The 13,411-nt window shown below is 59.4% G+C and carries 9 protein-coding genes; 2 read left to right on the top strand and 7 right to left on the bottom strand.

All coding sequences use genetic code 11. From position 1 onward, the window contains the following. Positions 1-97 precede the first annotated feature (97 nt). The gene (locus WMO17_RS04880; protein WP_349137582.1) at positions 98-1,381 is read left to right on the top strand and encodes an amidohydrolase family protein; all 1,284 of its coding nucleotides are present in this window, start codon (positions 98-100) and stop codon (positions 1,379-1,381) included. A 47-nt stretch (positions 1,382-1,428) separates the two neighbouring features. Here WMO17_RS04880 and WMO17_RS04885 read toward each other — a convergent pair whose 3' ends face one another. From WMO17_RS04885 to WMO17_RS04900, 4 genes are all read right to left on the bottom strand, one after another. After that, complete coding sequence (locus WMO17_RS04885; RefSeq protein ID WP_097777578.1) at positions 1,429-2,181, bottom strand: hypothetical protein; 753 nt, start codon at positions 2,179-2,181, stop codon at positions 1,429-1,431. A gap of 308 nt (positions 2,182-2,489) precedes the next feature. Next, complete coding sequence (locus WMO17_RS04890) at positions 2,490-4,244, bottom strand: hypothetical protein (RefSeq protein WP_349137583.1); 1,755 nt, start codon at positions 4,242-4,244, stop codon at positions 2,490-2,492. Beyond that, positions 4,244-5,164: an AAA family ATPase gene (locus WMO17_RS04895; RefSeq protein WP_207699006.1), complete on the bottom strand. Its 921-nt coding sequence runs from the start codon at positions 5,162-5,164 to the stop codon at positions 4,244-4,246. Before WMO17_RS04895 ends, WMO17_RS04890 begins: the two co-directional genes overlap by 1 nt. A gap of 201 nt (positions 5,165-5,365) precedes the next feature. After that, complete coding sequence (locus WMO17_RS04900) at positions 5,366-7,396, bottom strand: FAD-binding protein (RefSeq protein ID WP_349137584.1); 2,031 nt, start codon at positions 7,394-7,396, stop codon at positions 5,366-5,368. A 160-nt stretch (positions 7,397-7,556) separates the two neighbouring features. Between WMO17_RS04900 and WMO17_RS04905 the strand changes: the two genes are divergently transcribed. Next, on the top strand, positions 7,557-8,480 hold the full coding sequence (locus WMO17_RS04905) for a LysR family transcriptional regulator (protein ID WP_349137585.1): 924 nt from the start codon (positions 7,557-7,559) through the stop codon (positions 8,478-8,480). A 213-nt stretch (positions 8,481-8,693) separates the two neighbouring features. On the opposite strand, the gene WMO17_RS04910 is transcribed toward WMO17_RS04905, so the two are convergent. The 3 genes from WMO17_RS04910 to WMO17_RS04920 are packed head-to-tail and all read right to left on the bottom strand — an operon-like array spanning position 8,694 to position 13,316. Beyond that, on the bottom strand, positions 8,694-10,505 hold the full coding sequence (locus WMO17_RS04910; protein WP_349137586.1) for an ABC transporter ATP-binding protein: 1,812 nt from the start codon (positions 10,503-10,505) through the stop codon (positions 8,694-8,696). 1 nt (position 10,506) lies between these two features. After that, positions 10,507-12,813: an ABC transporter ATP-binding protein gene (locus tag WMO17_RS04915; RefSeq protein WP_097775333.1), complete on the bottom strand. Its 2,307-nt coding sequence runs from the start codon at positions 12,811-12,813 to the stop codon at positions 10,507-10,509. Next, positions 12,810-13,316, bottom strand: coding sequence for a MarR family winged helix-turn-helix transcriptional regulator (locus WMO17_RS04920; RefSeq protein ID WP_242702969.1), 507 nt, complete (start codon positions 13,314-13,316; stop codon positions 12,810-12,812). Before WMO17_RS04920 ends, WMO17_RS04915 begins: the two co-directional genes overlap by 4 nt. Positions 13,317-13,411: the final 95 nt, after the last annotated feature.

Genomic DNA, 13,411 nt, shown 5'->3' on the forward strand with positions numbered 1-13,411 from the left:
TCCTGCCCGTTTTTGCATTGCACCATCTGCCGGAACGTGCTATACTGGAATAAAACAACTCCTGTCCGAAAAATCTGAAAAAGAGAGGATGTTCCCAATGAAACGTGCCTATACGAACGGGATCCTGCTGGATGGCACCGAGCAGATGCAACCGGAAGCGCACAAGATCCTGCTGACCGAGGATGATAAGATCACTGCCATTGCCGACGAGGGCGTGGATCTGGACGGTTATGAGGTGATCGATCTGCACGGAGGCTATCTGTGCCCGGGCCTGATCAACCTGCATGTGCATCTGGCAGGCAACGGCAAACCCAGCGCAAAGCCGCGGGACAATGCTGCGCTGGTGCGCAAAATTCTGAGCAATGGCCTGACCCGTGCGGTGGCCTACAGGCTGGTATGCAGCTACGCGAAGATGGAACTGCTGGGTGGCGTGACTACCATCCGCACCGTGGGCGGCATTGCAGATTTTGACACCCGCTGCCGTGATGATGCTGCAGCTGGCAAGCTGCTGGCACCGCGCATCCTTGCTGCCAACGAAGGCATTTCGGTGCCGGGCGGACATATGGCAGGCTCGGTGGCGGTGGCAGCCCATAACAATGCCGAAGCACTTGCTCAGCTCAGAAAGGCCAGCGGCCAGAAGGTGGATCTTGTCAAGCTGATGATCACCGGCGGTGTGCTGGATGCTACGGAAAAGGGAACCCCCGGCGAGCTGAAGATGAAGCCGGAAATGGTCAAAGCCGTCTGCGACGAGGCCCACAAGCTGGGCTATACCGTGGCGGCACACACCGAGTCGCCAGAGGGCGTAAAGGTGGCGCTGGAAAACGGCGTGGATTCCATTGAGCACGGCGCAAAGATGGATGATGAGACCATCCGGCTATACAAGGAGCGGGGAGCCTTTGTGTGCACCACTATCTCCCCGGCGCTGCCCTACGCACTGTTTGATACGGCGGTTTCCGGTGCATCGGAAAAGGACCAGTATAACGGCAAGATCGTGTTTGACGGTGTGGTGGAAAGCGCAAAGACCGCCCTTGCCAACGGCATCCCGGTGGCCTTGGGCAATGACGTGGGCTGCCCCTACATCACCCAGTACGATTTCTGGCGGGAGCTGTGCTACTTCCACAAATACTGCGGTGTAAGCAACCAGTTCGCCCTGTACACGGCCACCCTGCGCAATGCTCAGCTGGCCGGAGTAGGAGACGTAACCGGTTCCATTGAGCCGGGCAAGAGCGCAGATTTTATTGTGACAAAGCACAACCCACTGGAAGACCTGCGTGCGCTGCAGCATCTGGAACTGGTGGTCTGCCGCGGCCATGTGATCAAAAAGCCGAACCCCAAGCGGAACAAAACGGTGGATGCCCTGCTGGACCCGTACCTCGAATAATACTGAAAAAGCAAGGAGAGACGATCGGTCTTTCCTTGCTTTTTCGTTCACATGCCTGCCATCACGGCCATGATGCTTTGCCAGCTCTTGTTGCGGGCAGCGGGCACAGTGGTGCGGCGGCGTGCGGGCGCAGAGCCGGAAGAGACCGTATTCATGGCGGTCATCGGCACCGACGGATGGAAGAATACGGCTGTATCACCGGCCAGCCACTGGGCGGCAAGGCGGGCTGCCTGCGGGTCGGCCTGCAGGGTGCGGCGCTCGGCACCGGCCAGATGATCCGCCAGCCAGTAGAGGATGGCACCCAGCGGCAGGCTTGGCAGAACATCCTGACTCCAGTAGGTCCAGCGAGCACCGGCCCCTACAAAACTCTCCACGGTAATAACGGCACCGGTGCGGGCGTTCTGCGGGATGCTGCCCTGATAATTGATACCGGCGCACTGGCGAAGCTCGGCGGTGATGCGCTGGGTGCGGGCCATATCCAGCCGGTCCTCACGGCAGTAGGCGCGGAAATCGGTCTCGTCGATCAGGCCGTCGGCGCTGGAAGGGAAGCGGCCCACCAGCTGCCCATCGGCGTTGTGGCACAGCTGCCAGCCCTTGCGGAACAGCTGGAAGTTCAGGCAGCGGCGACCCATGGTGGAGTAGCACAGAATGGAGGTGCTCTCACCGGGCAGTTGCTTCAGCTCCAGGCAGGCATCGTTGCCGCAGGTGTCCTGCAGCTTTACCGTTAAAAGCAGCTGCGCGCCGGGGTGCTGAGCTGACATAGCGTTGTGCATGGCATCAAAATAACGGTTGGCATCCATGATCGGTTCCCTCCTGAAACTATAACACAGCAGTTCGTTGTATAACGGATGGGCACTGCGCCAAACGACCCGGTGCACAGCAGGCGGCTTACGCAGGAATGTTTTATTGACTGAACATAGTATAGCATACTTCGCAACAAAAAACAACTATAAGTTTGCTGAAAAACAAAATATTTCCGCGCATCCTGCAACAGTGACCCGAAACATGGTTGTTGCAAGAGTGAATCAGTTGTGTTCTGTATCAAAAACAGCCCACAGACGGCAAGGCCAAAGCCTCCCATCTGTGGGCTGTTCTGGTAAAATATGGTTCAATCGCCCAGTTCACGGATCTCGTTCTGGATCAGCCGCCCGGCCGCGCGGGCCAGTTGGTCCATGCCGCGGATACGGGCCATGTTTTTGCCGTAGATCTGTGCAGCGGCACCGGCAGAGCTGTCCTCACCCATGAACACAGCCGACACCCGGATGCCCATGCGCTGCAGCGCACGCACCTGCGCGGCAGTGTCAGCCACACCGGCAGCGTCCTCGTAACCGCAGCCCAGCGGGTTTTCTGCACTGGGCGGGATGCGGCGGCTGTCGTTGGGCGAAGCGTCCGTCAGCACGATGAGCAGATGCCGCGGCGCAGGACCGGGCACATACTGCAAAAGGTCGCCTGCGGCCCGCAGGGCAAGGCCGTCACGGTTCCAGCCGGAAGCAAAATATCGGTTGATGTTTTGCAGGTTTTTGTCTGCAAAGCCTTTGAGCACCCGCAGTACGGTGTAGCCCCGCAGGCTGCTGAAGCTGGACACCCGCACCGGGATCCCGCAGGCCGCAAGGCTCTGGGCCAAAATGGATCCTTGAGCCGCGATCACTTCCTGACAGTGCAGGCGGGAAGCGGATGCGTCCAATAAAAGGTCTACCGTAAAAGAGGGCTGGTTCTCTTCCTCGGCACACAAAAACACCCGGTCATCGTTCAAAAGTGGTGCGCGCCAGATGCGCCCAGCGTTCAGGTTGCCACTGCGGGCAACACGGGCGTTGGGCTGCTGGTGCACAAGGATGCAGTTGCGGATCTGCTCGGTGAGCCGCAGCACCACACTGCGGTGCAGTTCCCGATTTTTGGCGTAATAAGCGCGGTTGCGGTCGGCCTGCAGCTCAGCCTGTTCAGCCAGATGCTTTGCTTCCGGTGTGGGAGCCTGCTCCGGGCTTGGCACACCGGCACTGAACCACAAATGGCACCCCAGATGGTCGCCCACGCAAAGCTCCTGCTCAGCCTTGCGCAGCCGTTCCGGCGGGTAGAGAGAGCGGCCGAAGCAGCTTTCGATGTAGGCTCTGTCCTGCGCGGCATTCTGCTTCAGGGTGATGTGGGCCCGGCGCTTGTCCACCGCCAGCCCGCCGCCCACAGCATCCACGGAGCTTGAGTGTTCCACGGTCACGCGGTCCGTTTTGATCATCTGGGTGGGCATGGCTTTGGTGGCAAGCTTTTCCAGCAGGCCGTCCAGATGCAGATGCAAAGCTGCTCTCTGGTGCACAGTGCCGTCGAACAGGTTGAATTTTGCGTAGATCGATAAAATTTCGGCTTTCAGCTGTTCCGGCTCCGGCACATGCTCCGGGGCCAGCGCGGCGGCAAGGCCGGACTCGTAAGGGGTCATCACCGGGTCGGTGCGGCCCAGCACACGCCGCCAGCGTGCGGCCTGCATGGTGTAGACCAGCTGATTTTTTGCCATCCACTCCTGCCGCGAAAGCTTGTATTGAATCGCAAAAAAGTAATCTGCATGGGCATGGCGCAGCGCTTCCAGAACCGGGCGGCGGGGCAGCTCCAGCCGATAGGCTGCATTTTCCAGATACAGCCATGTCATGTCGTCCAGCATGGTCTGCCGCAGATCACCGTCCCATGCGTCAAAGACGCTGCGGATCAGCGCGTCACCGTAATATTTGTGGATGAGGCCCACGACAGTGTTCATGTAAAAATCGGTGGTGCCGTCGGTATAGCGGGCCAGAAACAGCGGCTCAAAGCCATAGGCTCCTGCAGCAGCCCAGACCTGATTGGCCGCACGCCGCTCCTGCGCGGTGTAACTCTGGGCGTCCATCAGCCAAAGAGCTTGGCGGCATCCAGCTTGGCCGGAATGCGCGCTGCGATTACATCACGGATCAGGCCCTGCTCATAGGAGTCAAAGGCCTTGTTGGTGATGCCCATATCCAGTGCCGCGCCTGCCGGGATGCCGCGCCGGATCAGCCGCAGGGCATCCAGCATACCGCGCAGATCCAGCGCCTTGGTGGAAATTTCTGCACTGTCGCATTTTTTCTGCAGGTCAAGGAACAGCAGTGCAAACTGGCGCACATACTTGGAAGCGAGATCGGGGAACTGCGTCCGCAGCAGCTTTTCCAGATCGTCCTGCGTAATGGTGGGCATCTGGATGACCACGAAACGGGAGGTGAGGGCCTCGTTCAGCTCACGAGTGCCGGCATAACCGTAGTTCATGGTGGCAATAAAGCGGGTCTCCTCCGCCAGCGGGATGCGGTCGTAGCCGGGCACATCGATGGCGCGGCGGAAGTCCAGCACCGCGTGCAGCACGGCCAGCGCTTCGTTTTTGGCCATGTTGATCTCATCCAGCACACCAAAGCCGCCGCACTGGGCGCAGCGGTATACCGGGCCGGGCCGGAACACCACCTGACCGTCCGCAAAAGTGTCCATGCCAATGAGGGATGCTGCGTCCATGTTCACATGGAAGGAGATGTCCCATGCGGGACGGCCAAAGGCGGCGGCAAGGTTCTCGGCCAGCACGTTTTTGCCGGTGGCTTTTCCGCCTGCCAGCAGCAGGTTTTCGCCGCAGAGCAGCGCCGCCAGCGCCTGCTCCCACACCTGTTTGCCGTAGTAGGTAAAGGCAGGGGAAGGAATGCGCGGGCGCAGTGCGTCCGGCAGGGCATGGGCAGCGCGGTACTGTTGGACTGCTTCCAGCAGAGCGGGGTCTACCCCTTCCTGCTGCAGAGTTTCAAGGAGATCAGACATTTGTACAAACACCTCGATTTTGCCGGTTGTCTGGCACAAACCGGCTGTTCAGCTTTATCATAGCACAATCGTGGGGATTTGTGTAGGGGGCACGTGGCGAAAAAATAGCAAAGAGAGGCGGCCCCAAACAGGGACCGCCTCTCTTCATGAAGAAAGAAGAAATGGAAAAACGCTTAAGTTGTGCCGGAAAACCGCGCTGGATCAGGCGTTATCCAGACCCGCCATCTGCTTGACGGCCTTCATGGCGAAGGTCAGGGTGCGGCCCATGGCCACACCAGCCATCAGGCAGGGGTAGTTGTTGGCAAAGAAGCTGCCGGACATATCACCGGTGATATACAGGCCCTCCATGGGCTGGTTGTTGTTGTCCAGCGCCTGACCCTTTTCGTTGATGGCAATGCCCTGCTCGGTGGTCAGCAGAGAGGCACCCAGCCAGCAGCCATAGAAGGGCGCAGTGCGGATGGCACTCAGGCGGTAAGCGGGCTTGCCGAAATCCTCATCGTTCTGCTTGTCGTACAGCTCATTGTAGCGCTCCACGGTAGCAAGGAAGGTGTCCTTGGCAGCACCGGTAAAGCCCATCTTGTCAGCCAGCTCGTCCAGCGTATCGCACTTGAACAATGCACCGGCCTCAATAGCCTCGTCCATCTTACCCTGAATGTACTTCTCGCCGCCGTTGCGGGTCTGGGCAGAGCAGCCGATGGTGTGGAAACGTTTTGCGTCCTCCAGAATGTTGGCATCGCAGATCTGTGCGTAGACGCGGCCCGGCTGGTGGGCGGCAGCGTAGACGATATCGTTGTAGGGGCAGCTCTCGTTGGCAAAGCGCTCGCCGTTGCGGTTCACCTTCAGGAAGGGCTGGGTACCGGGGTTGTACTGGCGGATCTTGCCGGGGAAGGCCTTGCCGCCAAAGGCGGAGTCGCTATCCACATAGCCGCCATCCACGCCGGGGGCAACAACGCCGCGGTCAAACAGCATGGGAGCGGCTTCCTTGTCCAGATTGGCACCGGCCCATACAGCAGCGCGGATGCCGTAGCCCTTGTCGGCGGGGGAGTAGGAGCAGGCGGTGGTCACGCTGGTGCCCAGCGGGTCCAGCTGCTCCATCATGTAGGGGTTGCCGGGGAAACCGCCGCAGGCCAGCAGCACGCCCTTGTTGGCGTTGTAACGGATAAAGTGGTCATCCTCGGCGCTCTGGGCGATGATGCCGGTAATGCGGCCCTCGCTGTTCTTTTCCAGCTTGGCCAGACTGGTCTTGAAGTCCACATCGTAGCCCAGCTCCTGAATGTACTGCAGCAGCAGCTCGTTGCGGGCCAGACCAGATGCGCTTTCGCTGGCCATGTAGTTATGCTCCTGCACAGGGAAGAGGTAGTCGGTATTGTGCTCAGCATTCTCTGTGGGCCATGCAGCCTCGCTGCCGGAGGTGAAATCGCACACCCAGCCGTACTTATCTTCCAGAATGCTGCGCATGAAGTCGTGCATAGCGGCAGACTCATTGATCCAGGTCTTGACGACGCGCTGGTCACACTTACCGGAGGCGTAGCGGGAGATCTCGCTCAGCAGCTTTGCCTTATCGGTGGCGGGTTCGCCAGCCTCCTTAGCGGCAGCAGAATCAACAGCGCCGTACCAGTGACGGGTGTCCTGCACGTTGGCGTTCTGCTCGATAACGCGGAAATTCAGGCCGTTGGCAGCAGCATAGGCGGCAGCGAACATACCGCCGTTGCCTGCACCCACAATGAGGATGTCGGTGTCCACGGTCTCAGTGATGGCAGTCTCGTCGATATCAGGCTCTTTGCCCAGCCAGTCGTTTGCGTCGCCTGTGGGCAGCTGCACGCTGGACACCACGGCCTCACCCTTTGCCTGTGCGTAGCAGCTCTTGGCAGCCTTCATCACGGCATCGGAGGTGATGGTGGAGCCGGAAACACCGTCGATTTCGGCAGAACCAGCAGCCAGCAGCTGTTCACGCAGCTCATCGGCAGCGGCAGCGCCGAAAGAAGCGGTCTCGCCGGAGGTATCCACCACCACGTCGGTGACAGCGCTGTCGGAGAAGGTCATGGTGACCTTGACGGTGGAGGAGATGCCCTCGGCAGTGCCCTCGTAGGTGCCGGGAATGTACTGACCGGCGGCACCGGAGGCAGTGGAGCTGGAGGCGGAATTGCAGGCGGCCAGAGCACCGGCAGTGACACCGCTCATGGCGGCGGCAGCGGCGATCTTCAGAAAGCCTTTGCGGGAGATCTTATTCATAGGGATGCTCTCTTTCTCTTTTCTCTTCTTATCGTGCAGCAGGGTGAAAACCACTTTGCTGAATCTTTAACAATTGTAGCGTAGAGTGACGCACTTTACAATTCAATTGTGTTATATTATAATTTAGAAAATCCTAATGTAAGAAAGCGAGGATGCGCAGATGAACCAGAGTGCACTGGAAGGATTTGTGAAGATCGTAGAGATGGACAGCTTTTCAGCAGCAGCAGAGGCACTGTATCTTTCGCAGTCAGCGCTTTCGCAGCAGATCCGCACGCTGGAGGGGCAGCTGCAGTTTGAACTGTTTCAGCATGTACCGCGCCGGGTGATCCTGACCCCGGCAGGCCGGGACTTTTACCCCAAGGCAAAGCAGCTGACGGCCTTGTATCAGGAGGCAGTGCGCCATGCCCGTGCGGTACAGCAGCAGGAAAATCCGCCGGAACGGCATCTGGTCATTGCATGGAGCCATGAGGCGATGCGGATGTTCGGGTACGACCTGTTTTCTCTGACGAACGAGCTGTGTCTGCAATACACGTCTATTATGATGCAGTGCGCCAGTCGCAGCGAGGTCTGGCGCAGTCTGAAAAAAGGGGACGCGGACCTTTCTTTCCAGCTGGAAAGTGCGGAATTTTACGCGCAGGGGTTCACTTTCATCCCGCTGCTTTATGTGCCGGAGCTGTGCATTCCCATCCACCCGCCCGCCGATATGCCGGTGGGCAGGCTGAGTCTGGAGCAGGCGCTGCAATACCGCTGGCTGCCCGTCAAAGAGATGTACCAGACCGTCTACGAGACCAGCCTGCTGCAGGAGGGGCTGGAGCGCGGAGTGAACTTTACGCCGGTGGGCGGCATCCGCAGCGCATCCTATGGGGATCCTGCGCTCAAGATGGTTCCTGCAGTCTATTACCGCAGACCGGATCTCAGCTTTGCGCGGGTGCTGGACTGGGGCAGGGGACACCGGTTCGGCATCGTGCTGGGACAAAAGCGCGAGGATCCGGTGGTAATGGCCTATGTCCGCGCTTTGCAGCAGCTGCTGCCGTCCCTCTCGGAAAAGCTGTTCGGCCTGAAGCTGGAAGCGGTGGAAGAATAAAGAAAAAAGAAAACCCTCTCAGGCGCATTCGCGCCAGCTCTCCCGAAGGGAGAGCTCTATTGCAGCTGACCGGTAACTGCTGAAAAGCTCCCCCTCTCGGGGGAGCTGGCATCGCGTAGCGATGACTGAGAGGGTAAACAAATAGCACCTGCTGCCTTCCTTTCCGAAGGCAGCAGGTGCTATTTTTGTGCTTATACTGCGATGACGGGCAGCTTACTCCACCACGTCCTCGAACTGGCTGTTGTACAGGTCGGCGTAGAAGCCGCCTGCTTCGATCAGCTGGTCGTGGGTGCCCTGCTCCACAATGTCGCCATCTCGCATCACAAGGATGAGGTCGGCATCCCGGATGGTGGAAAGACGGTGTGCGATCACAAAGCTGGTGCGGCCCTCCATCAGGCGGTCCATGGCGGTTTGGATGCGCTGCTCGGTGCGGGTATCCACACTGCTGGTGGCCTCGTCCAAAATCAGGATGCGGTTATCTGCCAGAATGGTGCGGGCGATGGTGAGCAGCTGCTTCTGGCCCTGACTCACGTTGGAAGCGTCTTCGTTCAGCTCCATCTGGTAGCCGCCGGGCAGGGTGCGGATGAAGTGGTCGGCGTTGGCAGCCTTGGCGGCGGCGATCACTTCTTCGTCGGTAGCATCCAGACGGCCATAGCGGATGTTCTCCATGATGGTGCCCTTGAACAGCCATGTGTCCTGCAGCACCATGCCGAAGCCCTCGCGCAGAGCGCTGCGGTCAAAGTCACGCACATCGTGGCCATTCAGGGTGATGGAACCGGAATCCACATCATAGAAGCGCATGAGCAGCTTGACCATGGTAGTTTTGCCCGCGCCGGTAGGGCCGACGATAGCCACCTTCTGGCCGGGCTTGACCTCACAGCTGAAATCGCGGATGACGGTCTTGTCCGGGGTGTAGCCGAAGCGGACATGGCTGAATGTCACCTGACCGTTGATGCAGCCGGGGTCGGCCCGGCGGGCCGGGTCTGCCTGCTGATCCTCTTCCGGCTCGTTCAGAAACTCGAACACCCGCTCAGCGGCAGCGGCCATGCTCTGCAGCATGTTGGACACCTGAGAAAGCTGCTGGATGGGCTGGGTGAAGTTCTTGACGTACTGGATGAAGGCCTGAATGTCACCGATGGTAATGGTGCCGTTTGCCGCAAAAATGCTGCCCACGATGGCCACTGCCACATAGCCCAGATTGCCTACAAAGTTCATAATGGGCATCATCAGGCCGGAGAGAAACTGGCTCTTCCATGCGGATTCGTACAGCTTATCGTTGGCGGCGTTGAAGTCGTTCAGCACCACGGCCTCACGGTTGAAGGCTTTGACCACGTTGTGGCCGGAGTAGACTTCTTCCACCTGACCGTTCACAACGCCCAGAATGGCCTGCTGTGCCTTGAAGTATTTCTGGCTGAACTTGACCACGATGAGCACCAGCACCAGCGAGACCGGCAGGATCAGCAGGGCGATCAGAGTCATCTTCGGGCTGATGGACAGCATCATGACCAGCACGCCGATCATGGTGGTCACACTGGTGATGAGCTGGGTGATGCTCTGGTTCAGGCTCTGGCCCAGCGTGTCCACATCGTTGGTGATGCGGGACAGCACCTCGCCCACGGTGCGCTTTTCAAAGTAGGCAAGGGGCAAGCGGTTGATCTTTTCGCTGATCTGCTTGCGGAAGTCGTAGCAGACTTTCTGGGAAAGGCCGGTCATGAGCCAGCCCTGAATAAAGCTGAAGGCGCTGCTCAGCAGGTACATGCCCAGCAAAAACAGCAGGATGCGGCCGATATACACAAAGTCGATGCTGCCGGTGCCGCGCAGCTTGGCGATCCAGCCGGTGGCAAGAGCCGTGGTGGCCTTTGCCAGCACCTTGGGACCTGCAATGTTGAAGATGGTAGAAAGAATGGCAAATACAATGGCGGTAACGAGCGAAAGGCGGTAGCGGCCAAGGGTGCGCACAAGCTGCAGCAGGGTGCCCTTGAAGTCCTTGGCGCGTTCGGTCGTCATGCGTCCGGGTCTTGGCATATCACTCACCCTCCTTTTCGGTATTCAGAGATTTGAGGTCCAGCTCCTTCTGGCTCAGCTGGCTGCGGGCGATCTCCTGATACTCCGGGCAGGAAGCCATCAGCTGGGCATGGGTGCCCTTGCCCACCAGACGGCCTTCGTCCAGCACCAGGATCTGGTTTGCGTGCAGCACAGTGGAGATGCGCTGTGCCACAATGATAACGGTAGCGTTATCGGTCTGGGCTTTCAGTGCACGGCGCAGGGCAACATCGGTCTTAAAGTCGAGGGCAGAAAAGCTGTCGTCGAACAGATAAATTTTGGGGTCCTTGGCAATGGCGCGTGCAATGGAAAGGCGCTGCTTCTGGCCGCCGGACACATTGGAGCCGCCCTGTGCAATGGGGCTTTGGTAGCCCTCGGGCTTTGCGTCGATGAACTCGGTGGCCTGCGCAATGGCAGCAGCCTTTTTTACATCGGCATCGGTGATGTGCTCCCCGCCGAACTTCAGGTTCGAGTCGATGGTGCCGCTGAACAGCACGCCCTTCTGGGGCACATAGCCCAGCAGGTCGTGCAGCTGTGCCTGCGGCATATTGCGCACATCGATGCCATCCACGGTCACGCTGCCGCCGGTGACATCATAAAAGCGGGGGATGAGGTTGAGCAGGGTGGATTTGCCGCAGCCGGTAGAGCCGATGATGGCGGTGGTTTCGCCGGGCTTTGCGGTAAAGCTGATGTGCTCCAGCGCATCGCTGTCCGCACCCGGGAAGCGGAAGCTCACATCGTGGAACTCTACCTCACCCTGCCAGTTTTCGTGCTCCTGCGCGGGCTTTGCAACAGCTTCGTCCGGGTCGTTGATGGTGGCTTTGGTGCGGATCACCTCGTCGATGCGCTCCGCAGCCACACCGGCGCGGGGCAGCATGACGGCCACCATGGCCAGCATCAGGAAGGACATGACGATCTGCATGGTGTAGGTGATGAATGCGATCATCTCGCCCACCTGCATGGTGCCGTTGTCCATGGCCTTGCCGCCGAACCAGACGATCAGCAGGCTGGTGCCGTTCATGATGAGGGTCATAAAGGGCATCATGGCAACCATGGCATGGTTGGTGAACAGCTGGGTGCTCATCAGGTCTTTGTTGGCCTTGTCGAAGCGCTCCTCCTCAAACTTTTCACGGCTGAAGGCACGCACCGGCATGATGCCGGTCAGAATCTCGCGGCTGACGAGGTTCAACCGGTCCACCAGCTTCTGCATGATCTTGAACTTGGGCATGGCCACACTCATCAGGAAGAGGATGAGCAACAGCAGAACGGCCACATCCAGCACGATGATCCAGGAAAGGCCGGTGCTGCTGTTCAGCACATGCAGCACGCCGCCAATGCCCAGAATGGGCGCATAGGCCACCATGCGCAGCAGCATGACGCAGACGAACTGCACCTGCTGGATGTCGTTGGTGGTGCGGGTGATGAGAGATGCGGTGGAAAAATTCTCGATCTCTGCATTGGAGAACCCGATGACGCTGGCAAAGGTCTCACGGCGCAGGTCACGGCCAATGGCGGCGGACACACGGGAGGCGAGGAAGCCCACCGCAATGGACACAGCCACCATCAGCAAAGTCAGGCCCAGCATCTGGCCGCCTACGCGGTAAAGGTAGCGCATCTGCACATCGTGGGCGATGCCCTGTGCCTCGTATTCCAGCTGCACCAGCAGCATGGACTGGCTTTTGAGGTTCTCCATCAGGGTATCATCCAGACTGGCAAAAGCACCGGCCAGCTGCTGCTGAACAGCTTCGCGGGTGAAGCCGGGCATCTGGCTCATAGCGGCAAACTGGGCGCATACGGTGTCCAGATCTTCGGCAGTGGGGGTGACGGTCTCGCTATCCGTGGTGGTGCTCTCAGAGGATGCCGCCTGCATGTCAGCAAGGCCGGTCATGCCCATGGTGTCCTGCCCGGCGGGGGCGTTCGCTGCCTGCGCGGCGGCCATATACAGCACGATGTCCGGCGTGGTGACGGCATCCTCCAGCGCGGTGCGCTCGTCATCGGTCAGGTCGGTGCGCAGCTTCAGCACGCCGTCGTCCTGAAGATAATACCCGTAGGCGTTCTGGAGCGCATCGGCATCCTCTTCGCTCATCAAAAGCGTGAGGGCGTCCAGCGTGCTCTGGCGTATCGTTTCCGGCAGGGGGCTTTCAATGCCGCCCTGCTGGATGCCGGTGTCCACGATCCTGCTGGTGTAGTCCGGCAGCGAAAGATCGCAGTACGCCTGCACGAACAGCAGCGCGAACACCACAAGACAGACGGCCCAGTGCCGGGCCAGCTGCTTGAAAATTTTCGTCATAGTTCGGTTCTCCCTTCGTTGTTTTTTGCTTCACGGGAAGCGTTTTCCGCAAGAATGGCATCCATCAGTGCGCCGCGCAAAGTATTCATCTGCTGAACCTGCTCCGGTGTCAGCCGGGCCATCACGCAGGCAAAATAATCGCTGAGTGCATCCTCACACCGGGCACAGGCGGCGTAGCCCTCCGGCGTGATGCGCACCAGCGTTTTGCGCCGGTCAGCCGGGTCCGCTTCGCGCAGAACAAGGCCGTCCTGTTCCAGCTGGCGCAGGCTGCGGCTGATGGCTGGCAGCGGCTGGTGTGCCTCCCGGGCAAAATCGGAAACATACACCGCTCCGTTCTGCCCGCGGGTACTGATCGTGTGAGCCAGACCCTCCAGCATGGGAAAGTGGCACTTGGGACAGCCCCGCAGAGCCGCCTTCATGCCGGCCCGGGACGCCTTGCTCAGCCGTCCGAAAAAATGGCACAGGCCGTGAAAGCTCGCCGCGGCTTCGGTCTCGTTCAACATTTTATCCCTCCTCATTGCAAAATGCTTAACAGCTGTTAACTATTAACGCCTGACAATAATATTCCTCCGGCACCCAGAATGCAAGGGCAGTTTAG

Source organism: Faecalibacterium faecis (assembly GCF_040096475.1).
Classification (GTDB): Bacteria; Bacillota; Clostridia; order Oscillospirales; family Ruminococcaceae; genus Faecalibacterium; species Faecalibacterium taiwanense.

Coding starts and splice junctions, on each gene's coding strand:
- WMO17_RS04880 (WP_349137582.1), top strand. CDS start 98: ATGAAACGTGCCTATACGAACGGGATCCTGCTGGATGGCACCGAGCAG.
- WMO17_RS04885 (WP_097777578.1), bottom strand. CDS start 2,181: ATGGATGCCAACCGTTATTTTGATGCCATGCACAACGCTATGTCAGCT.
- WMO17_RS04890 (WP_349137583.1), bottom strand. CDS start 4,244: ATGGACGCCCAGAGTTACACCGCGCAGGAGCGGCGTGCGGCCAATCAG.
- WMO17_RS04895 (WP_207699006.1), bottom strand. CDS start 5,164: ATGTCTGATCTCCTTGAAACTCTGCAGCAGGAAGGGGTAGACCCCGCT.
- WMO17_RS04900 (WP_349137584.1), bottom strand. CDS start 7,396: ATGAATAAGATCTCCCGCAAAGGCTTTCTGAAGATCGCCGCTGCCGCC.
- WMO17_RS04905 (WP_349137585.1), top strand. CDS start 7,557: ATGAACCAGAGTGCACTGGAAGGATTTGTGAAGATCGTAGAGATGGAC.
- WMO17_RS04910 (WP_349137586.1), bottom strand. CDS start 10,505: ATGCCAAGACCCGGACGCATGACGACCGAACGCGCCAAGGACTTCAAG.
- WMO17_RS04915 (WP_097775333.1), bottom strand. CDS start 12,813: ATGACGAAAATTTTCAAGCAGCTGGCCCGGCACTGGGCCGTCTGTCTT.
- WMO17_RS04920 (WP_242702969.1), bottom strand. CDS start 13,316: ATGTTGAACGAGACCGAAGCCGCGGCGAGCTTTCACGGCCTGTGCCAT.